The sequence below is a fragment of the Rossellomorea sp. QJM3NY_18 genome (assembly GCF_056173145.1).
In genome coordinates this window covers 72,197-97,500 of sequence record NZ_CM149659.1, presented here as the reverse complement: position 1 = coordinate 97,500, position 25,304 = coordinate 72,197, and the positions used below count along the sequence as shown (strand labels likewise).

At 44.4% G+C, this 25,304-nt stretch carries 27 protein-coding genes and 2 tRNA genes (1 of these 29 cut by a window edge); 2 read left to right on the top strand and 27 right to left on the bottom strand.

What is annotated here, in order from left to right; translation table 11 throughout:
* The 18 genes from lysS to spoIIE form a co-directional block, all read right to left on the bottom strand.
* Positions 1–237 carry the start of a lysine--tRNA ligase gene (gene lysS / locus AC0VXY_RS00500; RefSeq protein WP_475527782.1) on the bottom strand. Its footprint begins 1,260 nt before the window's first position, so the window shows 237 of its 1,497 coding nt (coding positions 1–237); it begins with the start codon at positions 235–237; its stop codon lies off the left edge, out of view.
* A gap of 238 nt (positions 238–475) precedes the next feature.
* Positions 476–700: a helix-turn-helix domain-containing protein gene (locus tag AC0VXY_RS00495; RefSeq protein ID WP_475526603.1), complete on the bottom strand. Its 225-nt coding sequence runs from the start codon at positions 698–700 to the stop codon at positions 476–478.
* Entirely contained in the window at positions 652–1,176 is a 525-nt protein-coding gene (gene folK / locus AC0VXY_RS00490) for a 2-amino-4-hydroxy-6-hydroxymethyldihydropteridine diphosphokinase (RefSeq protein ID WP_475526602.1), read from the bottom strand. The genes AC0VXY_RS00495 and folK overlap by 49 nt, the downstream gene beginning before the upstream one ends.
* 1 nt (position 1,177) lies before the next feature.
* Complete coding sequence (folB, locus tag AC0VXY_RS00485) at positions 1,178–1,537, bottom strand: dihydroneopterin aldolase (RefSeq protein ID WP_475526601.1); 360 nt, start codon at positions 1,535–1,537, stop codon at positions 1,178–1,180.
* Positions 1,530–2,303 carry a dihydropteroate synthase gene (folP, locus tag AC0VXY_RS00480; RefSeq protein WP_475527781.1) on the bottom strand — a complete coding sequence of 258 codons (774 nt, stop codon included), beginning with the start codon at positions 2,301–2,303 and terminating at the stop codon, positions 1,530–1,532. The genes folB and folP overlap by 8 nt, the downstream gene beginning before the upstream one ends.
* A 52-nt stretch (positions 2,304–2,355) precedes the next feature.
* Positions 2,356–3,225, bottom strand: a complete 870-nt coding sequence (gene pabC / locus AC0VXY_RS00475) for an aminodeoxychorismate lyase (protein ID WP_475526600.1) — start codon at positions 3,223–3,225, stop codon at positions 2,356–2,358.
* A 3-nt stretch (positions 3,226–3,228) separates the two neighbouring features.
* The gene (gene pabA, locus AC0VXY_RS00470) at positions 3,229–3,813 is read right to left on the bottom strand and encodes an aminodeoxychorismate/anthranilate synthase component II (protein WP_475526599.1); all 585 of its coding nucleotides are present in this window, start codon (positions 3,811–3,813) and stop codon (positions 3,229–3,231) included.
* The gene (gene pabB / locus AC0VXY_RS00465) at positions 3,810–5,213 is read right to left on the bottom strand and encodes an aminodeoxychorismate synthase, component I (RefSeq protein ID WP_475526598.1); all 1,404 of its coding nucleotides are present in this window, start codon (positions 5,211–5,213) and stop codon (positions 3,810–3,812) included. The genes pabA and pabB overlap by 4 nt, the downstream gene beginning before the upstream one ends.
* A 161-nt stretch (positions 5,214–5,374) precedes the next feature.
* Complete coding sequence (gene cysK, locus AC0VXY_RS00460; protein ID WP_475526597.1) at positions 5,375–6,304, bottom strand: cysteine synthase A; 930 nt, start codon at positions 6,302–6,304, stop codon at positions 5,375–5,377.
* Positions 6,305–6,537: 233 nt separating this feature from the next.
* A complete protein-coding gene (locus tag AC0VXY_RS00455) occupies positions 6,538–7,419 on the bottom strand; it encodes a peptidyl-prolyl cis-trans isomerase (protein ID WP_475526596.1) in 882 nt (293 codons plus the stop codon).
* Between the two features lie 25 nt (positions 7,420–7,444).
* Entirely contained in the window at positions 7,445–8,326 is an 882-nt protein-coding gene (hslO, locus tag AC0VXY_RS00450; RefSeq protein ID WP_435994274.1) for an Hsp33 family molecular chaperone HslO, read from the bottom strand.
* 19 nt (positions 8,327–8,345) lie between these two features.
* Positions 8,346–9,113, bottom strand: a complete 768-nt coding sequence (locus AC0VXY_RS00445; protein WP_435994275.1) for a type III pantothenate kinase — start codon at positions 9,111–9,113, stop codon at positions 8,346–8,348.
* Between the two features lie 569 nt (positions 9,114–9,682).
* Positions 9,683–11,644, bottom strand: a complete 1,962-nt coding sequence (ftsH, locus tag AC0VXY_RS00440) for an ATP-dependent zinc metalloprotease FtsH (protein ID WP_475526595.1) — start codon at positions 11,642–11,644, stop codon at positions 9,683–9,685.
* Positions 11,645–11,747: 103 nt separating this feature from the next.
* Positions 11,748–12,296 carry a hypoxanthine phosphoribosyltransferase gene (gene hpt / locus AC0VXY_RS00435; protein ID WP_034762998.1) on the bottom strand — a complete coding sequence of 183 codons (549 nt, stop codon included), beginning with the start codon at positions 12,294–12,296 and terminating at the stop codon, positions 11,748–11,750.
* Positions 12,297–12,299: 3 nt separating this feature from the next.
* Complete coding sequence (gene tilS / locus AC0VXY_RS00430; protein WP_475526594.1) at positions 12,300–13,703, bottom strand: tRNA lysidine(34) synthetase TilS; 1,404 nt, start codon at positions 13,701–13,703, stop codon at positions 12,300–12,302.
* Positions 13,704–13,771: 68 nt separating this feature from the next.
* On the bottom strand, positions 13,772–14,779 hold the full coding sequence (locus AC0VXY_RS00425) for a protein kinase domain-containing protein (protein ID WP_475526593.1): 1,008 nt from the start codon (positions 14,777–14,779) through the stop codon (positions 13,772–13,774).
* Positions 14,748–15,488: a VWA domain-containing protein gene (locus AC0VXY_RS00420; protein WP_060674201.1), complete on the bottom strand. Its 741-nt coding sequence runs from the start codon at positions 15,486–15,488 to the stop codon at positions 14,748–14,750. The genes AC0VXY_RS00425 and AC0VXY_RS00420 overlap by 32 nt, the downstream gene beginning before the upstream one ends.
* Positions 15,489–15,579: 91 nt before the next feature.
* Positions 15,580–18,066: a stage II sporulation protein E gene (spoIIE, locus tag AC0VXY_RS00415; RefSeq protein ID WP_435994283.1), complete on the bottom strand. Its 2,487-nt coding sequence runs from the start codon at positions 18,064–18,066 to the stop codon at positions 15,580–15,582.
* A 289-nt stretch (positions 18,067–18,355) separates the two neighbouring features.
* On the opposite strand from spoIIE, the gene AC0VXY_RS00410 reads away from it, so the two are divergent.
* Positions 18,356–18,432 (top strand) — tRNA-Met (locus AC0VXY_RS00410).
* 9 nt (positions 18,433–18,441) lie between these two features.
* A tRNA-Glu gene (locus AC0VXY_RS00405) sits at positions 18,442–18,513 on the top strand.
* Positions 18,514–18,565: 52 nt separating this feature from the next.
* Here the strand turns inward: AC0VXY_RS00405 and AC0VXY_RS00400 are convergent.
* The 9 genes from AC0VXY_RS00400 to spoVT all read right to left on the bottom strand — a co-directional run bounded on the left by AC0VXY_RS00400 (position 18,566) and on the right by spoVT (position 25,256).
* Positions 18,566–19,036 carry a DinB family protein gene (locus tag AC0VXY_RS00400; protein WP_475526592.1) on the bottom strand — a complete coding sequence of 157 codons (471 nt, stop codon included), beginning with the start codon at positions 19,034–19,036 and terminating at the stop codon, positions 18,566–18,568.
* Between the two features lie 167 nt (positions 19,037–19,203).
* Entirely contained in the window at positions 19,204–19,629 is a 426-nt protein-coding gene (locus tag AC0VXY_RS00395) for a S1 domain-containing RNA-binding protein (protein ID WP_435994285.1), read from the bottom strand.
* A 74-nt stretch (positions 19,630–19,703) separates the two neighbouring features.
* A complete protein-coding gene (locus tag AC0VXY_RS00390) occupies positions 19,704–20,093 on the bottom strand; it encodes an FtsB family cell division protein (RefSeq protein WP_435994287.1) in 390 nt (129 codons plus the stop codon).
* 43 nt (positions 20,094–20,136) lie between these two features.
* On the bottom strand, positions 20,137–20,790 hold the full coding sequence (yabQ, locus tag AC0VXY_RS00385) for a spore cortex biosynthesis protein YabQ (protein WP_435994289.1): 654 nt from the start codon (positions 20,788–20,790) through the stop codon (positions 20,137–20,139).
* Complete coding sequence (gene yabP, locus AC0VXY_RS00380; RefSeq protein ID WP_060674270.1) at positions 20,787–21,086, bottom strand: sporulation protein YabP; 300 nt, start codon at positions 21,084–21,086, stop codon at positions 20,787–20,789. Before yabP ends, yabQ begins: the two co-directional genes overlap by 4 nt.
* 99 nt (positions 21,087–21,185) lie before the next feature.
* A complete protein-coding gene (locus AC0VXY_RS00375; protein ID WP_435994694.1) occupies positions 21,186–21,452 on the bottom strand; it encodes an RNA-binding S4 domain-containing protein in 267 nt (88 codons plus the stop codon).
* 22 nt (positions 21,453–21,474) lie between these two features.
* Entirely contained in the window at positions 21,475–22,935 is a 1,461-nt protein-coding gene (gene yabN, locus AC0VXY_RS00370; protein ID WP_475526591.1) for a bifunctional methyltransferase/pyrophosphohydrolase YabN, read from the bottom strand.
* Between the two features lie 13 nt (positions 22,936–22,948).
* Positions 22,949–24,562 (bottom strand): putative polysaccharide biosynthesis protein, encoded by a 1,614-nt coding sequence (locus tag AC0VXY_RS00365; RefSeq protein ID WP_475526590.1) that lies wholly within the window; start codon positions 24,560–24,562, stop codon positions 22,949–22,951.
* A gap of 157 nt (positions 24,563–24,719) precedes the next feature.
* Positions 24,720–25,256, bottom strand: coding sequence for a stage V sporulation protein T (gene spoVT / locus AC0VXY_RS00360; RefSeq protein WP_435994295.1), 537 nt, complete (start codon positions 25,254–25,256; stop codon positions 24,720–24,722).
* Positions 25,257–25,304 lie beyond the last annotated feature (48 nt).

The window sequence follows — 25,304 nt, the reverse complement described above, 5'->3', positions numbered from 1 at the left end:
TCCCGCTTTTCCTTTTCCACGCTTCGTCATGATACGACCTGCGATCGTGACAGTGATATCTTTCTCTTCCAGTTCCTCTTTAGAAAACTCATCGAATTGAGATTTGATATCCGATGAACTGTGTGTACGATCATATCGTTTACCGAATGGATCCTGTCCTCTTTCACGGATGGCTTCCATCTTTTCGCGTCTGACGCGAAGCTGGTCATTGATTTCTTCGTGACTCATGTATTTCACTCCTATTCTATCTGCTTGCTTTAGTAGACTAATACGGTTATATACCATACTATTTTACACAATATCTATGTTTGTAACACCCCTAAAGTATGAGTAATTTCAGAAACGTACGTCGGGGTGCCCGAAAACCTATTAAAAAATCTAAAAAAGGCCGATCCAATTGGGTGACAGTGTCACATATTGGTTACAGCCTTATCTAGAATAACATAAAAAGGAATACAGGTGAATCAAGCGGCTTTTACTCACTACGGTCAGGTTCTTCTCGAGGGATCAGATCGTTAAGGGGAATGTTCAGTACTTCTGCAACGTTCACCAAGAAATCCTCTTTCGGTATCCGACTCCCTCTTTCCACTTCCCCGAGGACCGAAACGGAGATGGAAAGTTCCTTAGCCAAACTTTCCTGAGTATATCCTTTTAGCTTTCTGAATGCACGAATGCGTCTTCCCCATTTATCTGTTTCCATAACCGAACTCCTTCTTTGTCAGGTATTTCGTCCAGAAATTCAGCCAACGGGGCATTAAAAGACGGATGCTCAATACTTGGAGCCACCTCTAATAACGGGATTAATACAAATGCTCTTTCTTGCATTCTTGGATGAGGGATGAGAAGATTCTCTGCTTCGATCGTTTCGTGATTAAAGAGTAAGATATCGAGGTCGATTATCCTCGGACCCCATTTGAACTCCCTTTCCCTTCCAAGATCGATTTCCACCTGCAAGCACTGATGTAATAGAGTTTCTGGACATAAACTGGTATGAATTTCGATGACCATGTTCAAAAATTGATCTTGTTCTGTAAATCCTACCGGGTCTGTTTCATACAGAGAGGATCGTTTCGTTACCTCTATCTTACCATGACTGCCTAAGATGTTTATGGCTTTTTCTAAATAACCCGCCCTGTCTCCCATATTGGAACCAAGGGAAATATATGCAGTATTCATCCTATCGACTCCTATTAATCTCCACCGCCACCGATCGGTAATGACCAGGAATGGGTGGATCAGGCTTGATTAGTGTGATTTTACAGCTCTTGACAGCGGTGAATGTTTCCAGGATCCGGGAAGAGATGTCTTCAGCCACAGCTTCGACCAGATTCCTGGGCTCTCCCTCCACAACACTTTTAGTGATGGAATAGATCTCCGCATAGTTTACGGAGTCTTCAAGCTGATCGCTTTGACCGGACTTTCTTAAATCTAAATGCAACTCTACACTAACACGAAAACGTTGTCCAAGTTTGTTCTCCTCCTGGAATACACCGTGATAGCCGTAAAACTCCATTTCGTTCAATCGAATCTTATCCATATCTTTTCTCCTTTCCAACGAGGACATCCATCATTTTTGCCATGCGTGCCATTTCCTTTACATCATGAACACGTACGATGTGGCAGCCTTTTTGAATACCGTAGCAAACGGTAGCCCCCGTCCCCTCCATCCTCTCCTCAACAGGGAGATCAAGGACATGTCCGATGATGGATTTCCGTGACGTTCCGAGCAGGACAGGATAGCCAAGGGAGACGATAGCATCCAGATGCCTCATCATTTCTATGTTCAATTGTACTGTTTTGGCAAAACCAATGCCAGGATCGAGGATGACCTGTTCATCTTTTACACCCGACCCCTTAGCGATGAAGATACTCTCCTGCAAATCTTGAATCGCATCCCGTACGAAGTGGCTGTATTCCCGATTATCCCGGTTATGCATGAGAATGATCGGGGCACCGGTATCCGCCGCTACCCTTGCCATGTCAAGGTCCTTTTTCGCACCCCATACATCATTAATGATACTTGCGCCTGCTTCAAGCGCTTTTCTTGCCGTGGCAGCCTTATACGTGTCAATGGAGATTGGTACGTTCACTTCCCGGGAGATCGCTTCTATAATAGGCACAACCCGAGAAATCTCTTCTTCGGCGGGGACGACCTCGTGGCCTGGCCGGGTCGACTCACCACCTATATCAATGATGTCTGCACCCATCTCCACCATTTCTTTTGCCCGTTCCACAGCCCGGTCTAACTCATTGAAAGACCCGCCGTCCGAGAATGAATCGGGAGTGATATTCAGTATCCCCATGATAAGGGTCTTCCCTATAAAATCAAGTTCATATTTTCCGCACTTCACTGCGTTATCCCCCTCGCTTCATTTCCTGTATTGAATTCAAGTGTCGTGTATATTTCGTGTACTGCTCATGAAGCAGCCCAACGAACTTTCCGTGTAGTCCCGGTAATCGTATAGAATCCATTTTGTTTACCGGTATGATCTCTTGAACGGAATTCGTGAAAAACGCCTCATCCGCTTCAAGTATTTCCCTTTTTTCAAACATCCCGACCTGTACCGGTATATTTAATCGATCGGCAAGTGCCAGGATGAACTGCCTGGTGATTCCGTTTAACAATCCGGCTTCCACCGACGGCGTATATAATTCTCCGTCCTTTACCCAGAAGAGGTTGGAGGTGATCCCTTCACAGAGGAACCCTTCTTTTGTCAGAAAGATTCCTTCTTTATCCACGGTTGCTCCGATTTCCCTTTTTGCCGCCATATTATTCAGGTAATGATGGGATTTGAGACGTTCTCCCGTTTCCGGAGTGTTTCTCCTAAGCTTTAGGAACACACCTTCTTTTTCCTTTAAGGGGACAGAAGGTGGTAATTCCTTTTGAAAAAGAATGACGGTTGCCTCCTCATAAGGAGTTGTCTTCAAGCCGATCTCTCCAGGCCCACCCGACACGTTGAACCGACAATACGCATCCGTAAGGTCGTTTTTCTTTAACAGCTCCGAGATGGTCCATCTGATCGTTCCCTCATCCAGGTCGGCTTCTATATTCAATTCCTTTAACCCCTGGGAAAGTCTGTTCAGATGATCCTTCAGCAAAAAGGGATGACCGTCATAGGTTCGAAAGGTTTCAAATACTCCCATGCCGTACAAGTAGCCGTGATCGAATGGAGAAATGGCCGCTTCTGACTGATGTACGATATCCCCGTTTAAATATAGATACATGGGTCAGGCCACCCCGACTTTTTTATACGTGGCCAGAAAGTTAAGGAGCAGCCGCTTCCCTTGCTCCGTCATGATGGATTCAGGGTGGAACTGTACTCCCTCCACAGGAAGGTATTTATGTCTGATCGCCATGATTTCTCCCTGTGATGTCTCCGCTGAAATATCGAAGCAATCCGGAAGGGTCTCCCGTTTCACGATCAGGGAATGATACCTCGTTGCATTGAATGGATTCGGCATCCCTTCAAACACGGTTTTCCCATCATGGATCATCGGGGAGACCTTTCCGTGCATTAACCGTTCGGCACGAATGACGTCTCCTCCGAAAACCTGGGCGATTGACTGATGTCCGAGACAAACGCCGAAGATCGGAATCTTTCCGGCAAATGTTCGGATCGCCTCAAGACTTACACCCGCTTCGTTCGGGCTGCAAGGACCCGGAGAAATCATCAAATAATCCGGGGACAAAGCTTCAATTTCATCGAGGGTGATCTCATCGTTTCGCTTCACGATCAGCTCTTCTCCAAGCTCCCCTAAAAACTGCACAAGATTATAGGTAAATGAATCATAGTTATCAATCATGAGAATCATAGATTTTCTCCTTCCGCCATTGCCTTCGCGACCCAGAGGGCTTTTGCTTTCTTCAGAGATTCCTTGTATTCGTACGTTGGGTTGGAATCAATCACCACTCCCGCACCTGCTTGAATGTGACCTTTTCCTTCTTTCACAAACATCGTCCGTATGACGATGTTCAATTCCATATCGCCATTGAGGCCAATCCAGCCAATGGAGCCTGTGTAAATCCCCCGCCTGACCGGTTCAAGCTCTTCGATGATCTCCATCGTCCTCACTTTAGGCGCACCGGTAATCGTTCCCCCAGGAAAAACAGATCGAATGACGTCCGCCCCCGTTTTGGTTTCATCCAGTTTCCCCCTGACATTGGATACGATGTGCATGACGTGGGAATATTTTTCGATCACCATGAACTCGTTGACTTCGACTGTCCCGTACTGGCATACCTTCCCCAAGTCATTCCGTTCCAGATCCACAAGCATCACATGCTCGGCTCTCTCTTTTTCATTATGGATCAGTTCCAGGGCAAGTCTCTCATCCTCATCTGCATCCTTCCCACGGGACCGGGTGCCTGCAATCGGCCTCGTGCTTACTTCCGTTCCTTTCTTCTTCACAAGCAGCTCAGGTGATCCGGAAACAATCTGGAAATCCGGGCTGTGGATATAACTCATATAAGGAGAGGGATTTAATTCCCGAAGCTTTTTATAAACCGCATATGGCCCTGTTCTCAACTGTTGAGACTGCCGGACAGATAAATTCACCTGAAAGACATCCCCTTGTGAGATATAAGATTGAATTCTTTTCACTGCTTCTGAAAACTCATCCTCATCCATGGACACCTCTATATCCGCCCTGCCTTGATGCAGAGGGGTGCTCTTCGTTTCATTCATGGATGACAGGGCATTATCCCAGGAGGAAGTCCACTGTGAAAGCTTCTCTTCTGCCGATCCCGTCTCTTGATCGGATAAAATCATCGTCCATAAACAATTCTCCTGATGATCGAAGACCGCCCACTCTTTCAGATAGTAAAAATAAAGGTCGGGGATTTCCAGATCATCACGCCCAAGCGAAGGGAGTTTCTCGATCTTTCTTGCATAGTCATAACTAAGAAAACCGATTACTCCCCCCTGGAAGTCAGGGAGATCCTCTCTTCTATCCGTTCGATGGGGGGCCATCCATTTTTCCAATTGAATCAACGGATCTCCATGTATCACTTCAGCTCCAGTTGAGTCTTGTATTCTCAAACCTTCCGGAATACTTTGTAAAATGACGTCAGGGTGCAGTCCAGCCACACTATATCGTCCACCCCGTCCACTTTCTAACAAAATATGATGTGTTTGATGCTGACTAAGCAGTTCGTATGCTGCGAAGAATTGTTCTTTGGTTGTATGGTTTTTATGAAAGTACAGGTGCTGCACGGACCCCTCACACTCCTAATGTTTATCTCCTTTCATAATACATGAACTTCGAGAAGGTTTCATCGTTAAAAAAGTGAAGTCATGTGCGGGCTAAAGAGGTTTCAAACATTTAAAAAACGGATCCCGAAGCAATGTGCACTTCAGGATCCGGCATTCACATTCTATTCTTCATCAAATTGGTAAAGTGGGGTGCTTAAATAGCGTTCCCCGTTACTAGGGAGGATGGCAAGCACTTTTTTGCCCTTCCCTAACTTCTTCGCTACTTCAAGGGCTGAATAGATGGCTGCCCCGGAGGAAATTCCGCCTAGGATTCCTTCTTCTTTTGCTGCTCTTCTTGCATACTCAAAAGCTGAATCATTATCGACCTGTATGACATGGTCATATACATTTGTATTTAAAACCTCAGGGATGAATCCGGCTCCTATTCCCTGAATTTTATGAGGGCCCGGCTTTCCACCTGATAAAACGGGGGAATCCGACGGCTCGACTGCGTATAGTTCAACCGATGGATAATGCTTTTTCAACACTTCACCAACGCCTGTAATGGTTCCGCCTGTACCGATACCCGCGATGAAGGCATCAAGCTGATCACCCATCTGTTCAACGATTTCCGGTCCGGTCGTTTCACGATGAACCTTGGGATTAGCTTCATTTTTGAATTGCTGCGGCATGAAGAAGCCTTTTTCTTTCGACAGCTCTTCCGCTTTGCGAATGGCGCCATTCATTCCTTCAGAACCCGGTGTCAGCACCAATTCAGCACCATATGCTCGTAACAGGTTGTGCCTTTCTGTACTCATCGTGTCCGGCATGACGAGCAAAGAACGGTATCCTTTAGCGGCAGCGACCATGGCAAGGCCGATACCTGTGTTGCCGCTTGTCGGCTCAACAATTGTATCTCCAGGTTTGATTGTACCTGCAGCTTCCCCTGCTTCAATCATAGCCAGGGCGATCCGATCTTTCACGGAACTGCCCGGATTCATGTATTCTAATTTCAAATATACATCCGCACTATTCTCATCCACTAATCGATTCAGTTTTACCACTGGAGTCTGACCTATTAATTCTGAAATTGAATTGGCTACTCTCACCATTCATTCATCACTCCTAATTCCAAGTAAATTTGTTGGTTTTAATAAAATGTAACAATATTCAATATATTTGTCAACGATATTGCTTTTCTTTCCCGGGCACTGCTCCACGGGCAGACGCCGCGATTGCACACCCTGCTCACTCACCTACATTTATATGCACCTTACACTTATCCTATGTTTCGTTGAAAGGGTTCGAACTATGTAAAAGGAGCTGACCGAAGCCAGCTCCTTCATTACTCCTGTTTGCCATAAAACCACTCGACGTTCACTTCATCCCAAAAGGATTCAGGCTTTAGTGGTGTTTGGACTTGTTCTAAAGCAATCTGTCTGCGAATTTGTGGTTTTACTTCCTTAAAAGAAAAATCTCTCTCCTTCAGGATACCGTCAACGTAATAAATCACATATTCTGAATCCTGTCGAATCGGTGATGTCCATTCACCCTGTGATAACGGTTCTACCTCCGACTTCGCTTCCGGAGAAAGAATATCCCCATCAATGGGAACATACCCAATGTCCCCCCCTAAATGTGCGCTTTGCTCATCGGTAGAGCGTTCCATGGCCAATGCTTCAAAGTTAGATCCCCCATCGAGTTCCTTCAGAACCTGCTCCGCCTCTGTTTGATCCGCTACCTTCAACTGCTTCAGCTTATACATTTTAGGGATGGAATACTGATCCTCATTTTGTGTGTAGAATTTTTTCATCTCTTTTTCAGGAACCTGGACATCCTTCGTGATGAGTTCCTCTAATAATAATTCCGATTCGATCTGCTCTTTCAGCGTATCTTCATCTTCAAGGTTTTCTTCGTCATAGGCATTATAAACGGATTGAATAAGATAGTATTCCTGTTCTACTTCTTTATTTGAAACAGAAATATCGTATTTCTTCGCTAAGTGGTCGATCACTTTTTGATTGATCATAGCCCTCAGCTCTTCTTTTCCATGTTGCTGTTCCAATGCGTATAACCAATCCTCCCGGGTCACGGATTCTCCGCCAACCGATGCCACTACTTCCGGAGTACCGACTTTCCCTGAGGACCAGTTCCACACAAGCGTGATCAGATTCGTAACAAGCAGTACCCCGATGACCACCATGAGGACAGACCGTTTAATTCTCATTTCTCCCATTCTCCCTGGATGTAATTTATTCCTTAGCGCTTGATTTCAATTCTTCTAATTCTTCTTTAGAAAATATATAGGTTTCATTACAGAAGTGACAACTTGCTTCCGCACTTCCATCTTCATCGATCATCTCTTGAATTTCCTGTTCCCCTAAGCTGATGATGGCATTCGAGAAACGCTCTTTATTGCATTGGCATTTAAATGCCACTGGAAGTGTTTCAAGTACTTTGACTTCCCCTTTTCCAAGTACTTCTTCCAATACCTCTTCAGGACTAAGACCTTTTTCAATCAATTTAGAGATTGGAGGGATTTTCGCCAGACGTTCCTCAATCTTTGTAATCGTCTCATCCTCCGTACCCGGCATAAGCTGGAGGATGAATCCTCCTGCAGCAAGAATCGAGTTGTCTGGATTGACCAACACTCCGACCCCTACAGAAGAAGGCACTTGTTCTGATGTGACAAAATAATAGGTGAAATCTTCCCCAAGTTCTCCTGACACAATGGGAACCTGACCGGAGAAATGATCTCTCATACCGATATCCTTTACAATCGATAACGTACCTTCCGTCCCGACCGCACGGCGGACATCAAGTTTTCCGTGCTCATTCAAATCAAAGTGGACATGGGGGTTGGTCACGTATCCTCTGACTTCACCTTTTGCATTGCTGTCCACAAGGATCGCTCCGATCGGACCGCCGCCTTCTACTTTGATCGTTAATTTATTTTCACCTTTGAGCATAGCCCCCATCATCACACCGGCACTGATGCTTCGACCAAGTGCTGCTGATGCAGTCGGCCATGTACCATGTCTTCTTTGCGCTTCCCCTACTGTATCCGTACTTTTGACAGCATAAGCACGCACTTGTCCATCATAAGCTAACGCCTTTACTAAATAGTCACTCATGGTTATAGCCCCTTTCTCTTTAATTCACATTTCTCTTGTAGATTAGTTTAAGTCCTTTTAACGTCAGGAATGGATCTACTACGTCAATGCTATTGGATTCTTTCGAAATCAGCGTGGCTAATCCTCCAGTGGCAATGACCGTTGGCTCTTTCTTACTTTGTGCTTTCATTCTTTGAACGATACCTTCGACTTGTCCAACATATCCATAAAGAATACCCGCCTGCATAGCTGTCACCGTATTCTTTCCGATGATCTGTTCCGGACGGGCGATTTCAATCCTTGGCAGTTTGGCCGCCTTCGAGTACAGGGCCTCCGTTGATATACCTATTCCCGGGGCAATCGCACCACCCATATATTGTCGTTCTTCATTGATATAGCAATACGTCGTCGCTGTTCCGAAGTCAACGATGATGAGCGGGCCGCCGTATTCGTGAATGCCAGCGACTGCGTTGACGATTCGATCCGCTCCGACTTCCCTGGGATTTTCATACTTGATGTTTAAGCCTGTCTTAATCCCGGGTCCCACGACAAGTGGAGTAATATGAAAATACTTCTCACACATGCGTTCCAAACTGAACATGATCGGAGGGACAACGGAAGAAATGATGATCCCGTCAATTTCCTCAAACGTCAAATTCACATGCTCAAATAGATTCTTTACAAGCATGCCAAACTCATCTTCGGTTTTATGTCGATTCGTTTCAGCTCTCCAATGATATTTTAAATGGTCATTTTCATATACACCAAACACAATATTGGTATTCCCTACATCCATTACAAAAATCAATATCCTCACCTACTAAGCCAATTGTTTTCACACTGCCAACATCATACCATAATTTATTTTAAATAGGTATAAAACCGCAACCAGCTTGGTTAGGTCCATTCGTTATGCATAGCTTCCAAAAAATCCATTTACCATAAGTGACAGTGCGAAAACTTTGACCGTTCCTTTTCGCTCCAGGCACTTGCTTTCCACGGGGAGGAAGTCGAGCCTCCTCGAGCTTCGCCCTGTGGGGTCTCGACCATTCCTCTTTTTCCCGCTGGAGTCAAGTGCCTTCCGCTACAATCCACTCTGTGCTTCTACATTATGACTTCCTAATTATTGATAAACAAAAGAAGCCCCTTTTTTGGATATGGTCGGGTTTTAATTTCAGAAATCAATTGGTTGTAAATATTTAACGTTATTAAGCACCGTCATTTACTTGCCTTTTAGGACTATTTTGCATATGACTTTAATTTATCATGCCTAAGCTGGAGGAGAATAAAAGCCCAGGTGCTCTACCCGGACGTGACAAGTATAAGGTTCAGCAATCAAAAAAAGGATGCACCCATAAATGGATGCATCCTTCATTATTATGTGCGATCAGAATTAGTGTCGTCTTCTTTTGAAGTCGTGTCTTCTACAATCGCAGTGTCTTCATTCTTCTTTTGGATGTTCACCTTCACGTCACTGTTTTCCTGATCGGATTCATATGTGCGTTCAGGCAATTTGCCGTGATCCATCAGAGACTTGATTTGCGCTGCGTCTAATGTTTCTATATCTAATAAAGTTTTGGCAATGAGTTCAAGCTTGTCACGATTTTCAGTAAGAATTCGCTTCGCTCTCTCATAGCTTTCTTTAATAAGACGCTGCATTTCTAAGTCAATTTCATACGCGATGGCATCTGAATAGTTTTGTTCACTATTGATGTCGCGTCCAAGGAACACTTGACCACCTTGGGATTGACCGAACTGAAGTGGTCCAAGCTTATCACTCATACCATATTCAGTGACCATTTTACGGGCGATTCCAGTTGCACGTTGGAAGTCATTGTGCGCACCAGTGGATACATCACCGAAGATGATTTCCTCTGCTACTCGACCCCCAAGTAAACCGGTAATCTTATCAAGAAGCTCAGGCTTCGTCATAAAGTAACGGTCTTCCTTAGGAAGCATGACAGCATAGCCGCCAGCCTGCCCACGAGGAACGATGGTCACCTTATGTACCATGTCAGCTTCATCAAGGACTAATCCAATCACGGTGTGACCCGCTTCATGGAATGCCACGATTTTACGTTCTTTTTCAGATATGACTTTGCTCTTCTTGGCAGGACCTGCAATGACACGGTCCGTTGCTTCGTCGATATCGCGCATATCAATTTTCTTCTTATCTTCACGGGCTGCCACAAGTGCCGCTTCGTTCAGAAGGTTTTCCAAATCGGCTCCGGAGAAACCTGGTGTTCTCATAGCAATCGCTTTTAGATCGACTGAATCATCAAGCGGTTTGTTATGAGAATGTACTTTAAGGACAGCTTCACGGCCTTTTAAGTCTGGACGATCTACTGTGATTTGACGGTCAAAACGTCCCGGACGTAATAATGCCGGATCCAGAATGTCAGGTCTGTTCGTTGCAGCGACGATGATGATTCCTTCGTTCGCTCCGAAACCATCCATCTCGACAAGTAACTGGTTCAGGGTTTGCTCACGCTCATCGTGACCTCCGCCCAAGCCTGCTCCACGTTGACGACCGACTGCATCAATTTCATCAATGAAGATGATACAAGGCGCGTTCTTCTTCGCGTTTTCGAATAAATCACGTACACGAGATGCACCGACACCGACAAACATTTCAACGAAGTCGGAACCACTGATTGAGAAGAATGGAACTCCCGCTTCTCCAGCTACCGCTCGTGCAAGCAGGGTTTTACCTGTACCAGGAGGTCCCACTAGCAGGACACCCTTCGGAATGCGGGCGCCCACTTCAGAGAACTTGCGTGGATCCTTTAAGAATTCCACTACCTCTACAAGCTCCTGCTTTTCTTCATCTGCGCCCGCTACATCTTTAAAGCGGACTTTCTTCTTCTCTTCACTGTAAAGCTTTGCCTTACTCTTACCAAAGTTCATGACACGGCTTCCGCCGCCTTGAGCTTGGTTAAGTAAGAAGAAGAACAGAATGAAGATGATGACAAACGGAATGATGGTTGTGAAGAAAGATACCCAGCCGCTTGTTTCCTTGGCCTGTAATACTTCCACATCGATGCCTTGCTCCGATGCCGCAGCATTAATCTTATCCATCAGCTTTCCATCTGTGGTAAGGACATAGGTCAAGAAGTACTCTCCTTCTTTAGCCCCTTCCATTTGTCCTTTTACTTCATAAACACCTCTGCCAGGCTGAATTGAAAAAGAAGAAACATCTCCGTCTTCAAGGTTATTAATAAATGTACTGTACTCGATATTTTTGGTTGGCTCGTTGTTGTTACTGAAATAACTCACCACACCTATGATCACTAAAAAGACTAGTAAATAGAATATGGTGTTTCGAAAGATCCGGTTCATCCCTTACCTCCTCCCACGGGTAAACAAACTAAGTAAAATAGTATCATAGAAAATCATGGCATTACAACAAATTGCACTTACAAGATTCCTCTTTAGAATATACTTATTCTCCCGTTGTATACACTCTTGGTTTTAAAACACCGATATACGGCAGATTACGATATCTTTCAGCGTAATCGAGACCATATCCGACCACGAACTCGTCAGGAACAATGAAGCCCACGTAGTCCGCTTTGATATCTGCTTTACGACCGGTTGGTTTGTCAAGCAGCGTCACAATGCTGATGGATTTCGCCTTACGATAGCGGAAAAGCTCCACCAGATAGCTTAATGTCAATCCGCTGTCGATGATATCTTCAATGATGAGAATATCCCGGCCTTCTACCTTTGTATCTAAATCTTTCACAATCTTTACTTCTCCTGAAGAGACAGTAGAGTTCCCGTAGCTGGATACATCCATGAAATCCATTTCCATATGAGTATCCATGCGCTTGCAAAGGTCAGCCATGAAGGGCATCGCACCTTTTAAAACGCCAATCGCCAAAGGAAAACGGTCTTGATATTCCTCTGTTAATTGTGCGCCTAACGCTTTAATCTTTTCTTGAAGTTCTTCTTCTGAAATTAACACTTTCTCAATATCTTGGTTTAACAATGTTCAACTGCCTCCTAGAAGATGATTGCTTGTAAATTGTAGTACTAAACTATTTTCCTGCTCTTCTCCCAAATCGTAAATAGACTTCTTCATTCCCGGAACCCAGAGTATATGTTGTTCAGCATCCACTACAACCGGCCACTCCTCACGAAGGTGAGCGGGAAGTTTATGATCGATAAAGAGGGTTTTCAGCTTCTTGGAGCCTTCCATCCCCTTCACTTTCATTCTATCCTCTTTTCTTCTCGTTCGCACGTAAAGAGGGAGGGACACAGCGCTTGGATCAAGATAGATCACATCACCGGTACAGTCCGGGGTGTGCGGGGAAGAATAGAGATAAAACTGATATTCACCTTGAATGTCCAGCCCCTTATCAACCTGCAGCTCATAACAATATGGAATCTCGGTCAAGGCTAATTCTCCAAAGTGAAAATAGCATGTATGATACGCACGTGTTACCTTAAGCCCCTGTGGTAAGTCTATGCTGGCATTCGGCGCTTTTCCTTTTAAAATACTCAGTACATCGTAAATATGTATAGACGATAAGGAAGATGGTCTTAGTTTGTAAAGATAGTTTAATATTAGATTAATCCCTCTTCTTTGTAAAGGCTGAGCCATTGCAAGAAAACCATCGATATGTATGGAGGAGTGCTCCCCAGTGTTATTCCATACCTTATTCAACTTTTCCTTTGTTAATTCCTCTAAATATGCCTCATCTTCTGTCAATTCTTCACTAAACCGTTGAAATTGAAGATGGACATGAGGGTTTTCCTGTTTTAAGAATGGAAGGATCCTCTTTCTAAACCGATTCCTTGTATAGACTTCCTTCTGGTTACTGGGATCTCTTCGCGGCTCCAGATCATGCCTTTCACAATAGTTCTCGATCTCCACTTTAGTCACAGTCAGGAACGGCCGGATAATGTCCCCGTCAGCAAATGATCGTTTCAGGGGAATGCCGGCTCTACTCGCCCCCGATGCCCCTCTTGTCAATTTCATCAGGATGGTTTCGACTTGATCATCCCCGTGATGACCCAAGGCAAGCTTGGTGGCTGACACCTCTCTCATGACTTCCTCCAGAAACCCATAACGAATTTTTCGGGCCATATCCTGCATGCTTCCATTTACGGCTTCGATTTCCTTCGAAACATCCACTCTTTCTCCGTAAAAGGGGATATTCTGCTGATGACAGAAATCCCGGACGAACTGAAGCTCCTGAAAGGATTCGTCCCCCCTGAACATATGATCCAGATGGGCCGCGGCCACTTCCACCCCTAACTCTCCTTTGTTCGAGTCAAGAAAGTGCAGCAACGCGAGGGAATCAGGGCCGCCTGATACTGCTACCAGAATGCGATCGCCCTTTTGAATGAGCCGGTGATCTTGAATGAATCGTTTTGTCGTATGCTCTAACATTGTGCTTCCTCTTTCTAAAACCATTTTCCCCATTGTATCAATTTCTACTGGTTTCTCACACCGTTACGCTACAGCAATTCTCCATAAATATACAAAACGTACAGGAGAGATACAATGATCACGACAAGCACAGTCTCCAGAAAGTGACTTGAATTTTTATTCCGCTGATTTTGATATCTGCTTGGGTGGGGGGAGGATGTTCGTACAGTAGAGCTCTGCGGAACGGTTCTTTGGGCAATAGGTCTCGGTTTAGGCTGTTGCACCGTTCGGGCATGTGAGAGTCCATGTAAAAGACTCTCTCTCATATCACTGGCGGTTTGAAATTTGCCATCGAGGGCCTCCAGGATCGTCCCTGCGAATTTTTTCAGCTGGTCCTTGGAATCCACGGCCTGCCTCAGTTGTTTTATATTCCCTTCCCCGGTCTTAGTGAAACGCGTTGGATAGGCCAAATTGATAAGAATCATCCCTACTGAGAAAAGATCATAGGAAGGTTCCGCCCTCCTTGATCCCCCAATCCAATACCCTCTATCAAAAAACTCCGTAAACTCCTTGATCGCCCGGCCATTAATGGTCGTCCCCCCAACGTCAATACAGCGAATTCTGTATGGAGGACCTGTCACAATTAAGTTTTCAGGCTTTAGATCCCCAAAGACCCAGCCTTCCTTATGAATCCGCTCCAGGTCGGTCAGGAGCTGAGCAACGAGGACACCTGTCCAGGAGAATCCCTTCGATTGAACAAACGACAGGAGATCGGTTCCCTGTATATATTCCATCACGTAGAAATGGATTTTTTGACCCCTTACCTCCCAATCGTCCACATCAAGAAGCTTGGGCCCAAGGGGGGAACCTTGGACCTTGGAGAAAGCTTTTAGTACATTGACTTCAGATGTGATCGATACATTGCTGTCACTCATTTTTAACGCCTGGTATCCTGAGGACCCCTGCACAAGGAATACAATCCCGTTTGCCCCATACCCCAATTCTTTTACAATCGTATAAATATGTTTATACCACTTGCCTCTTATAACTGTTCCAGGGGGGAAACTAAATGGTTTCTTCGAAGTATTGTTCATCATCGCCACGAGAGAGCAATCCCCTTAATGAACGTTTTTTCTTAAAGTGTGTGATGGCCTCTGAAATCGCCGGCCCGGTTGGAGTAATACCGCCTGGAGACAATTTAGAGAAAATACTCGTCAGTGTTTCGAGCCTTGGTGTCCAATCCAGCAATTTTTCGACATCTTGTCGTTTCCCGGGAAATACAAACACAGAAAACTTGTTATCACCCATCCTCGCGTTTAAGCTTAATGACAGATCCAGCAAGGCTTCTTTGACCGTCGGAAGCTTGTGCTTCATACTTGCAGACGTATCGACAAGAATCAACACCTCCATATCGACGGACTCACCCAGTTCATCCACTACTTCCATGACCTCTCCACGCTGTTCGGGAGGAAGCTCTTCCATGGATGCGGATTTCCCGAGAATTTGTTTCAACTCTTTATTCACTACTCCCTGTAAGGTCTGTGTCATGGCTTTACGCGTGACCATCTGTACCGTTTGTGAAAGCGTTTCTGCATATACAATCTGACTCACTCCACCCCCCGATAGAGCAATCCCTTCAATTTCCTGCATTCCATTATCATCTATGACGTCATTATCCATTACACCAATTACATTGACCGAGATTCCCTGCTCCTTGGCAAGGGCTGCCATCGCAATTGGATCTTCTCCTTGATTCGAGCAACCATCCGTAATTAAAAGAATTTGACGAAGTGTACCTGGCTTCATCAGACTCCCCTCCTCATTCTAAAGTTGATATCATCTTCGCCGAATAAGGAGGGATTTATACTCTAGTTAACTATTTTAAAGGGTGCGGACCCTAGGAAATTTTATCTTTCGTCTTTGATTTTTGCATGGGGATGGATGACCACTTCGGTATATTATGTTTGATTTTCGATACCACAATCGTCATATCATCCTCTATTAAACCGGAGCTCGACCGGATGACCTCCTCCATTAATATGTCTGCCACTTCCTGTGGATCATCGGTTTCGAGTTCCTTTATCTTACGCTTCATCCACTGGTCATAATTTTCTACATGCTTCGGCCCCTCAAAGGCACCGTCACTCATCATGATAAGAAGATCTCCTGCTTTCAGCTGTTCCGAGACGACATCGACATCAAAGTCCTGCTGAAGCATCCCCATCGGCAAGTTACTGGCTTCCACCTTGAGGATCTTATCCCCCCGCTTAATGAAGCTTGGGGTCGAACCTATTTTTAAGAACCTCGAAGACGCATTCTGAAGATCGATCATAGCTAAATCCAGCGTGGAGAAAATTTCATCATTTGTTCTGAGGGAGAGAATCGAATTAATGGACTTGATCGCCACCTGTTCTTCGATCCCTGACTCCAGGATCTTTTTCAATAGCCTCAGTGTTTCATTGCTTTCGTAATGGGCCCGTTCACCGTTCCCCATCCCGTCACTGATCGCAACGGCATACTTCCCCCTTCCCAATTCAATCATGGAGTAACTGTCTCCTGAAATCAGTCCGCCCCCTTTTGCCGCATGGGATGCCCCTGTATCGACGACAAATTTCTTGGCAGATTGGAAGGTTACGTGACACTGACCATTTGGAAATTGAGCGCACTCCTCCTTTTGTACGACGATGTTTTCACCTAGAATATCGGATAACATGGGTGCGATGAGCTTTTCCCCCTGTCCGTGACCTCCGCAATAAGGCATGGTCATGTCGATATCGACATTCCCTTGCTCCAGATTATAGATTTCTATGTTTTCGATCTCGATCCCGAACTCTCCGATACTTGCCAGGATCTGCTCTTCCTGAATATGATGATTCTCCCTTTCTCTCTGGATTTCTTTCGCGAAATTCCCCATGACTTCAGATACACCAAGCAGCTGGTCAGCCACAAGCTTCCTGCTTTCCTGTACCTGTTTCTTCAATTTTAGATTGGCCTGATAGAAAGTGAGCTCCTGATAGATCGTATCCTTCAATTTCTTCTCTCTCGTACAATGCTTCTCTACTTCTCTTGCAAGTCTCGGGGAAAGGGGGACTCTTCCCTGATCGTACTCAGTCATCACATCTTTCATGAGATTATAGGTTTTATCAAAATTCCGCGCCCAGCACTGATCCTTCTTAAAGCAGGTTTGACACGTCTTCTCAGTGACATTGCTGAGAAAATAGTCAAATTCTTTATCCTCCTCCTCTTCAAACCGGTCTTCTATTTGTTGAAAGCTGTTCGAAAGAGCCTGAAACACTGACGAGAATTGGGTGACCCGGTGGGCGGTCACATCCCTCACCCGGCGCATATACCCTTGTTGGTCCTGCTGATATTCAGCTGTACCAGGTATATGCCTCGCAATTTTAGACGTTAAACTTTGAGGAGTGAGAAATAGAAGTAATATCGCTACCCCCGATTCATAAAGGGTTTTCGTAATGACTGTATCCGTATCTCCGTACATGCCCATTAGTAATGTAGCGATTAACAAACCGATTGCCGCTCCGAATTTCTTCCCTTCTTTCATGAGTCCGCCCAGAAGTCCGGAAAAAGCAAGCAAGCTCATTTGATAAAAGCTTGAAACGTTGGCTAAACTGAAGACGAGGCCGGTCACGACCCCTACCGTCGAGCCCACTGTGGCCCCTGCAATAAAGGAGAACAGCAGTACCAGGTATCTCGATAACACATGTTCTACAGACAGATTGTATACTGACCATCCGATCGTTCCCGTCATGATCGAGGCCAGGAGGATGATCAAACTCACCACTTCTTCTGTTTTCAGTGATTTCCTTCTGCGCTGAACCGTTACAAGGGGGACGCTCTGGATGAAGATATAGGTTAAGAGAAACGCAAGGCTTGCTTCAATTACCGCCATGACACCGTTATAAATCGTCAAGTCCTGTCCCTGTTGGATATAATCGAACCCAAGCTTTGCAGCCATCACCGTAAAGAACACATAGAAGGCGACAGCCCTCACATTATTCTTGTGATATTTCTGCGATAATCGATACGTTAACAGGAATAATACCGCACTGACAAACGTATAACTGATACTAGGAATGGATAAGGTGAGCGCTCCTGCCAGCAATCCGATGAGTGCGATCGGCGACTTCTCTCTCCTTATAATATAAACCGACGCAAAGAACGGCAGAGCAAAAGGTGACAGATGTGAAAGGATTAAAGCTCTACCGAGGAGAAACCCGATGACGAATAGAGCAACCCCCTTTTCTACGAATAACCACTCAAGCTTTGAATAAATGGACCGGATCCCCTTGGACAGTTCCACCCTAGTGTGTTCAATGTCTACGTTCTGAACAGGTTCGATGATCGACTGATCGACTTTCCCCATGTATGAAACACTCCCCATTTCTTTTTTGTTCAGTATAAAGGGTACAAGCTCAAAACTTTGTCAAAATGAGGGAATGCATTCCAAGAATGTTTCGACGTCTTTCTATGGTTTCCGGTAAAATATTCAGAATATTCAAGTTTACTCTCCTTACAAGATAGGATCTTTTCTTTTCAAATGCTTATGTAACCATGCTTAAGGGAATTTTGACAATTTCTTTATGATTGTATATTGACAAGATAATTCTTTCTAGGTATCATAGTTTTTGTGCCAAAAAGGTGCATATCCATATGGCGGTGTAGCTCAGCTGGCTAGAGCGTACGGTTCATACCCGTGAGGTCGGGGGTTCGATCCCCTCCGCCGCTACCATATTGTTCCGGCCCGTTGGTCAAGCGGTTAAGACACCGCCCTTTCACGGCGGTAACACGGGTTCGAATCCCGTACGGGTCATAGAAAAAAGACTATCATGATGATAGTCTTTTTTGTTTATTCTATTTTCCCGTCAAACCTTTTCGGCGGATACCATTTCTTCGATCTGCTCTTGATGGTGCTTATCGTGACCGATAAAGTCTTCGAAAAACTCTTCTAGGCTGAAGCTTTGATCCCCTACTTTAAACGATTGCCCGAAATCATCGTCCGATACGTTTTTTACATATGTGATCATCAGATCCCTTGTTCTGATCCCTTCTTCGATCAAATCTCCCTGGTTCACTACGCGATGGGCATATTCTTCCGCTTCTCCATTAAATTTCTGAAAAGCAGGAAAGGGTGGGAGTTCTGCTCCTTCTGCAACATGAGGGAGAATCTCCTGTAAAGAATATTGATCCCATTTAATAATGTGGGCTATATTGGCAGCGATCGACCATTTATTTTCCTCCATGGGCTTGAACCATTCATACTCACTGAGCAGCTTCAATTCCTCCAACCACATCTTAAATGACTCATAATGATCGATAATCTGATCGTATTTCATCCATTTTCGCCCCCACTCAAGTTATTTATCTCTAACTATTCGATAGGAGCAGGGGATTTTCCTGTGTAATGATGACTATCAAATATATAAAAAAACAGGCATACCCATCAAAATGGGTATGCCTGTTTTCCGTTCACAACCTGCTATTTGGGTTAATAGACAGCAAGTTAACCTTTTTTCGCCCCTTTTCCACCACGACGAGACTCAGTATTTTTCTTTAAAGATGATAAACGATCTTCACTGTCTTTCAAGAAACGTGCCATCTTTTGTTCGAAACTCTCTTTGGTGCGAGTGTCGGTCGGTTTATTATTACTACGCGGGCGCTGAGGACGCTGAGGGCGCTGCGGGCGTTGTGGTTGATCTTTCGCTTTACGGATGGATAAACCGATTTTTCCATCTTTCTCAACATTAATAACTTTAACCGTTACTTCGTCGCCGACTTTAAGGTGTTCGTTAATATCCTTAACATAGTTGTCTGCAACTTCACTAATGTGAACTAAACCTGTTGAACCTTCCGATAATTCCACGAACGCTCCAAAATTTGTAATACCTGTTACCTTACCCTGTAACTTGCTGCCTACTTCGATTGACATAAAAGAAATGCTCCTCCTTAAAATTATAAAAGATAAACCTTACTATATATTATAGCCAATTAAAAAAAAGAGTGTCAATAAGACACCTCTTCTTCTTTCTCTTTATCTGGCTCAGGTATGTTGAAAATAATCTCACCTTCATCTGATAAAAAGTAATCCCGGCGCGCCAGTTTGGCTATATATTCATCATCGTTAAGCTTCACAATCTCTTCTTCCAAGGCTGATTGCTTATCTTTCAGGTCTTCTAACTTTTTTTCCAATTGTGCTTTTTCCGTTTGTTTATCTTCTAAAACCTGGGCTCTGGAAATGAGGGTCGAGATTAAAAATCCACTAATTGCCAACATTAAAACAAAGAAAACTGCTAATCGACGGACCAAACGCTTTTTTCTCTTAGAAGAAGATTTATGCATATGCTCCTGATGACGGACATATTCATTTTCCATTGGTGTCACGTTTTTTCTCATTCCCAAACCTCCTTTACAATATGGAGTGGCAAAGCCTTAAGCCCTATTCTTTATCTTTAGGTGTCTTTTTGAACTTTTCTACCACTCTATATACTTTTTTGATGTACACTTTAAAAATTCCTGCCACTTTATTATATAACTTCTCGACTCTTTTTGTAAGATTTTTCGGCAATAAATTCCAAATACCCTTCAATATCCACCATATCGGTGTGATTACGAGCTTAATCGCCCATTGCATCACTTTCATGATCACCTTTAAAAGGAATATTATGACGGATAAGAGCCCTTTTCCTATAGATAATACAATCGTGACCAGAAGCACAATCATCCATTTTATCGGTGAATAAATCAATTTCTTCACCATTTTCACCCCGAAATTAAACAGGGAGATAAAAAACAGAATCAGCCTTTCAAGAAACGCTAAATAATGTTGCTTGATCAACGCCTGGTATGCAGCAAAACCGCATAACAATGCAATGAAAATATAAAATCGGATCTCACCGAAATTCACGACGAATAAAATATAAAAAATCGCCAGTGCCTGCAAAACCCAAAACAGGATGTCATTGATGAATACAAGCCACCGTTTTCTCTCGGACCGGTGTAAAAACCGGGAATACGTGTCCAACGTCATACCAAATAGTGCCCCCATGCCGATCATGGAGAGCATGGTATAGAACTGGGTCGAGAGGGTCATCGAAACAGCTTGCTAAAGAAGCCTTTAGCCTTCTCCCCATTTTGTTCATCCAGGTAAACGAGATCGAACACCTTTCCTTTTATAGAGACGATGCCTTTATCCACATCCAGATTTTTCATTTGAAGATTCTGGCCCCTGACAGAGAGGAATCCCATGACGGTTTCAAGAAGAAACTCTTCGTTATCGAAGCTTTCCACTTGCTTCACTCCTGTAATATCGAGCAGTTTGCGGCCCCTCATCATCACGTCATGTTCTTGAAAGGTCGTTTTATCTTTGTTTCCATCATACTGATTCATATCCATCCCTCACATTCCCATAGTACAAGCTTTGTAACTATGTTTATGTGTATAGGGGAAAAATAGAACCAAAAAACAGACCAAATGCTATGTATCCCTTTACTCCGTATCCCCGACCCTCTCCTCTGAAAGGACAGAATACAGCCCGCTCGCTTCTTCTTTTTTCGTTGTTTCAAGAAGCCTTTCAATCTTTACCCTCATAATTCTCTGGCCAAACCTTACGCTTAATTCATCCCCGACTTTTACATTGGAGCTTGCTTTGGCCTGCTGTCCGTTCACGGTGATACGTCCCTGGTCGGCAATCTCTTTCGCCAGTGTTCTTCTTTTAATGAGCCTGGATACTTTTAAGAATTTATCTAATCTCATGGATACCATTGTACATTTCCCCTTATTCAATATTCATCTTTTTCGCTTCGTTCCAAAACCGGTCTAACTCTTCCAATGAAAACTCCTCAAAACTCTTACCCGATTTGATTACTTGCTCTTCCACATAGGAAAACCGGCGGTAAAATTTCGTATTCGTCATGGCTAATGCTTCCTCAGGGAAAATCTTATAAAACCTGGCCACATTGATAAGAGCGAATAACACATCTCCAAATTCTTTTTTCATGTCGTGTTCATTATTATTCTCGACTTCTCTTTCAAATTCCTTTAATTCTTCCCATACTTTTTCCCATGCCCCTTGAGGGTCTGACCAATCAAAGCCCGATTTCGCGGCTTTTTTCTGGTATTCATATGCCTTCATGAGAGCAGGCATCCCTTTAGCCACGTTCTTGAGCATCGGTTCAGTTCCAACCTGCTTTTCACGGCTTTTGATCTCCTCCCAGTTCGCTTTCACCTGTTCCGAGTTCTCCACTTGAACGGTTCCAAATACATGAGGGTGTCTTCGGACCATCTTGGAGGCAAGTCCTTCAATTACTTCCTCCATTGTGAACATGCCCTCATCCTCGCCTATTTGCGCATGGAGCATGATTTGAAGGAGGACATCCCCCAGCTCTTCGATCATATGATCAATATCTTCTTCCTCTATGGCTTCCAGTAACTCATATGTTTCTTCAAGAAGATATTTCTTGAGTGAGTGGTGGGTTTGTTCTTTGTCCCATGGGCAGCCATTCGGTCCCCGAAGCGTCGAGATGATTTCCCTTAATGTCGCATATTGCTTAAAGGAAGATTCCATTTCGTTCACAGCCGGCACATAGAGGCTTGTCAAATTACTCAAACCGGCAACCCGGTCAAGCTCCACCAGCGGGATCCGCTCCACCTTTTCTTCCCCGCTTCCGGCAGCCGTTACAAGTGAGACCTCATAATCATATGGATAAAGCTCCATCAGAGTGAGCTTCACTTCAGAAGCAATGAAGGCATCGTACACCTGCCCGATGATGAGCTGCTGGTTCATGTGGATATCATGAAGTTTTAAGCTGGTACCATCGAGGAGCTGGAACCCATCAATCGGATCCGCTCCTACAGAAGCAAATAAAGCGTCGATAAAGCTCTGTCCCCCACCGATTTCGACGTGAATCTTCCCTTCTTTATGAAGATCCAACAGCATTTGGACAGCTTGTTCAGCGACCAACGGGTGGCCCGGCACGGCATAGACAAGGGAATGTTGCTCTGATGCTGTGATCAGTTCTTGAACAATCTCTTCATATACGAGATTGAACTGATCATATTTTTCGTAGACAGCATCGAAGGAATAATACGTGATTCCTTCTAATGCTAAATCCTTTACGACGGGATGCTGATCCGTCCTTAAGTAAAGGTGTGAGCTGTTTTTAATTCTTCTATATACTCCCAATGGCAGCTGTTCCATATCTCCTGCGCCTAACCCGACTATCGTTATCGTATTCATGTTAATCTCCTCGCTACTTATTATTCGGTTGAACTTTATTCATCAACCACACCCATTTACTGCCAAAAGGCAAGAAGCTGATGTCTTCTCTTGAGAGGACATTCCCTCTTAAAAACACGATCAAAAAAATAATGCCACCGATACAAACGCCTCCCAGTGAAAAAAGAACGGAAAGCGGACGACCGGGCATTCCATTATCCAGAAGTGTATCATATATCCACAACAGCCCCTGTAATCCAATTGTCATGGCCGCTCCGCTCAAGAGCAATGTTTTATAAAATGAGTAAGTGAAAAAACGGATTGGAAACAGTTCTCTCAACTTTATCACCATCATAATGGCAATCATACTTAAAGCGCCAACAGTCGAGATGGATGCTCCCATGACTCCCATCATGGGGATGAGACAGGCATTTCCCAGGTATTTCACTAAAATCCCCATTACTATACAGAATGCCGGGTAATAAATCCTCCCGATTCCCTGAAAAATGCCTGCAAACGTCAAAATAAGGCAGCTGAAGAATATCGATAGACAGAAGACAGCGATAATCCCGGAACCGAGGGCATTTTCAAAGAGCATCGTATTGGTCGGCACCATGATATTGATGATTCCCAGTGTAGCAGCGAATCCGGTGGTTATGCTGATCTTAAGGGACAGCTGACTGTACTCCCTTACTAAAGATTCTCTTCTTTTGAGATAGGCATTTGTCACCAACGGAACGATGGTCAGTGAGATGGATGTAGCCACTACCGTCCCGAGCTGGACAAAGGGTTGTCCCCGGTCATAAATCCCCTTCCACGTTTTTGCGCTTTCCGCTTCCATCCCTGACGACAGAAGAAGAGAGTATACATTTAATGAATCAACGAATTGGAGTAAGACGAGCAACATGGCACTTACACAGATAGCTGTTCCATTCTTGAATAACCGGGACCAGATCTGTACGTAATCGGCAGGAAGGGAAAGGTATTTCCTTGAAAACAGCTTTTCCCTGCGCGCAGTAAGGAAGGAAAGAAGAACAAGAAGTCCGCCCAGACCACCGGTAATCGACCCGAACAGCGCTCCTTTCCCTGTCATATATAAGGAGTACCCTTGGGTTACCAAAATGCTCGAAAAAATCAGGATTGTCGCCACCCTGATCGCTTGTTCCGTCACTTGAGAAACAGCCGTTGGCACCATATCTTCTTTCCCTTGATAATACCCCCTGATGACGGAGAGGGGAGCTAATAATAGGAACGATAAAGAAATCACTTGAAGTAACGGCTTTAAAAGGGGATCTCCCATCCAACGTGCGATCACGCCTGCACCGAAGTAGACGAGCAGAAACCAGGAAAGACCAACGAGACAAAGGAATAGAAAGGAGGTGACGGCCACTCTCTTTGCGCCTTCTTCATCATCTCCTAATTTCTCTGCTACCATCTTTGAAATGATGACAGGGAATCCGTAAGTGGATAGGGCGATGGCAATCCCGTAGAACGGATACACCTGCTGATATATATAAAATCCGATATCTCCAACAATATTCTGAAAAGGAACCCGGTAAACAGCACTTAATACTTTTGTTACCAATGCCGCAATCGTTAATACCATGGCCCCTTTTAAGAATTGAGTGGAGGAGTACTTCTTACTCAACCCGTTTTCCTGCCTTTCTGTACCACTTACTTCAATCTGATCAGACCGAAGAAAAAATCATTTATGTACTGGTCATTTTACCATAAAGGGCTGTATGTTTTCTCTAGTGTGAATGACGGCAAAAAAAAGAAGAGCGGCTATTTGCCACTCCTTTAGGTTATGACTCCATTTGTCTTGCTAAAAAGCCAGCTGCCGTTTCTACTGCCTTTTGTTCCACTTCGCCTACTGTACGTTCCTTTGAGAAAATCGCAACGGCACCAATCGGATCTCCATTTGCGACAATCGGAGCAATCGTATAGGAAGCAAGTTCCTCACCATGTCCTTCAACAAGCTCAGCTTGTCCCTGTTGAGTGTGTAATAGAGACGTACGGTCATCCATTACCTTCTCGACGAGCTCACTGACGTTCTTATTTAAATACTCTTTCTTCGAAGCGCCGGAGATGGCAATGACAGCATCCCGATCACAAATTAACACGGCACTTCCCAAACTGTCGTACAATGCTTCGCCATATTCCTTAGCAAAGTCACCAAGTTCACTGATTGGGGAATATTTCTTTAAGATGACTTCTCCGTCACGATCAACGAAGATTTCCAGGGGATCTCCCTCGCGAATCCTTAATGTCCTGCGAATTTCTTTCGGAATGACGACACGTCCTAAATCATCAATACGACGAACAATACCAGTTGCTTTCATCTATAGTTGCCTCACTTTCATCAGATGATTTTTATTTGGCAATGCATC

What these genes read in the sequence shown, in the direction of transcription:
- cysK (WP_475526597.1), bottom strand. Translation starts at nt 6,304, where the DNA reads ATGGTGAGAGTAGCCAATTCAATTTCAGAATTAATAGGTCAGACTCCA.
- spoVT (WP_435994295.1), bottom strand. Translation starts at nt 25,256, where the DNA reads ATGAAAGCAACTGGTATTGTTCGTCGTATTGATGATTTAGGACGTGTC.
- AC0VXY_RS00390 (WP_435994287.1), bottom strand. Translation starts at nt 20,093, where the DNA reads ATGAGAAAAAACGTGACACCAATGGAAAATGAATATGTCCGTCATCAG.
- spoIIE (WP_435994283.1), bottom strand. Translation starts at nt 18,066, where the DNA reads ATGGGGAAAGTCGATCAGTCGATCATCGAACCTGTTCAGAACGTAGAC.
- folK (WP_475526602.1), bottom strand. Translation starts at nt 1,176, where the DNA reads ATGAATACTGCATATATTTCCCTTGGTTCCAATATGGGAGACAGGGCG.
- AC0VXY_RS00495 (WP_475526603.1), bottom strand. Translation starts at nt 700, where the DNA reads ATGGAAACAGATAAATGGGGAAGACGCATTCGTGCATTCAGAAAGCTA.
- AC0VXY_RS00375 (WP_435994694.1), bottom strand. Translation starts at nt 21,452, where the DNA reads ATGAGATTAGATAAATTCTTAAAAGTATCCAGGCTCATTAAAAGAAGA.
- AC0VXY_RS00455 (WP_475526596.1), bottom strand. Translation starts at nt 7,419, where the DNA reads ATGAGAATTAAACGGTCTGTCCTCATGGTGGTCATCGGGGTACTGCTT.
- ftsH (WP_475526595.1), bottom strand. Translation starts at nt 11,644, where the DNA reads ATGAACCGGATCTTTCGAAACACCATATTCTATTTACTAGTCTTTTTA.
- folP (WP_475527781.1), bottom strand. Translation starts at nt 2,303, where the DNA reads ATGGGGATACTGAATATCACTCCCGATTCATTCTCGGACGGCGGGTCT.
- folB (WP_475526601.1), bottom strand. Translation starts at nt 1,537, where the DNA reads ATGGATAAGATTCGATTGAACGAAATGGAGTTTTACGGCTATCACGGT.
- AC0VXY_RS00420 (WP_060674201.1), bottom strand. Translation starts at nt 15,488, where the DNA reads ATGAAGCCAGGTACACTTCGTCAAATTCTTTTAATTACGGATGGTTGC.
- pabC (WP_475526600.1), bottom strand. Translation starts at nt 3,225, where the DNA reads ATGTATCTATATTTAAACGGGGATATCGTACATCAGTCAGAAGCGGCC.
- hslO (WP_435994274.1), bottom strand. Translation starts at nt 8,326, where the DNA reads ATGAGTGACTATTTAGTAAAGGCGTTAGCTTATGATGGACAAGTGCGT.
- yabQ (WP_435994289.1), bottom strand. Translation starts at nt 20,790, where the DNA reads ATGACCCTCTCGACCCAGTTCTATACCATGCTCTCCATGATCGGCATG.
- AC0VXY_RS00425 (WP_475526593.1), bottom strand. Translation starts at nt 14,779, where the DNA reads ATGATGAACAATACTTCGAAGAAACCATTTAGTTTCCCCCCTGGAACA.
- yabP (WP_060674270.1), bottom strand. Translation starts at nt 21,086, where the DNA reads ATGAATCAGTATGATGGAAACAAAGATAAAACGACCTTTCAAGAACAT.
- AC0VXY_RS00395 (WP_435994285.1), bottom strand. Translation starts at nt 19,629, where the DNA reads ATGTCAATCGAAGTAGGCAGCAAGTTACAGGGTAAGGTAACAGGTATT.
- yabN (WP_475526591.1), bottom strand. Translation starts at nt 22,935, where the DNA reads ATGAATACGATAACGATAGTCGGGTTAGGCGCAGGAGATATGGAACAG.
- AC0VXY_RS00400 (WP_475526592.1), bottom strand. Translation starts at nt 19,036, where the DNA reads ATGAAATACGATCAGATTATCGATCATTATGAGTCATTTAAGATGTGG.
- tilS (WP_475526594.1), bottom strand. Translation starts at nt 13,703, where the DNA reads ATGTTAGAGCATACGACAAAACGATTCATTCAAGATCACCGGCTCATT.
- pabA (WP_475526599.1), bottom strand. Translation starts at nt 3,813, where the DNA reads ATGATTCTCATGATTGATAACTATGATTCATTTACCTATAATCTTGTG.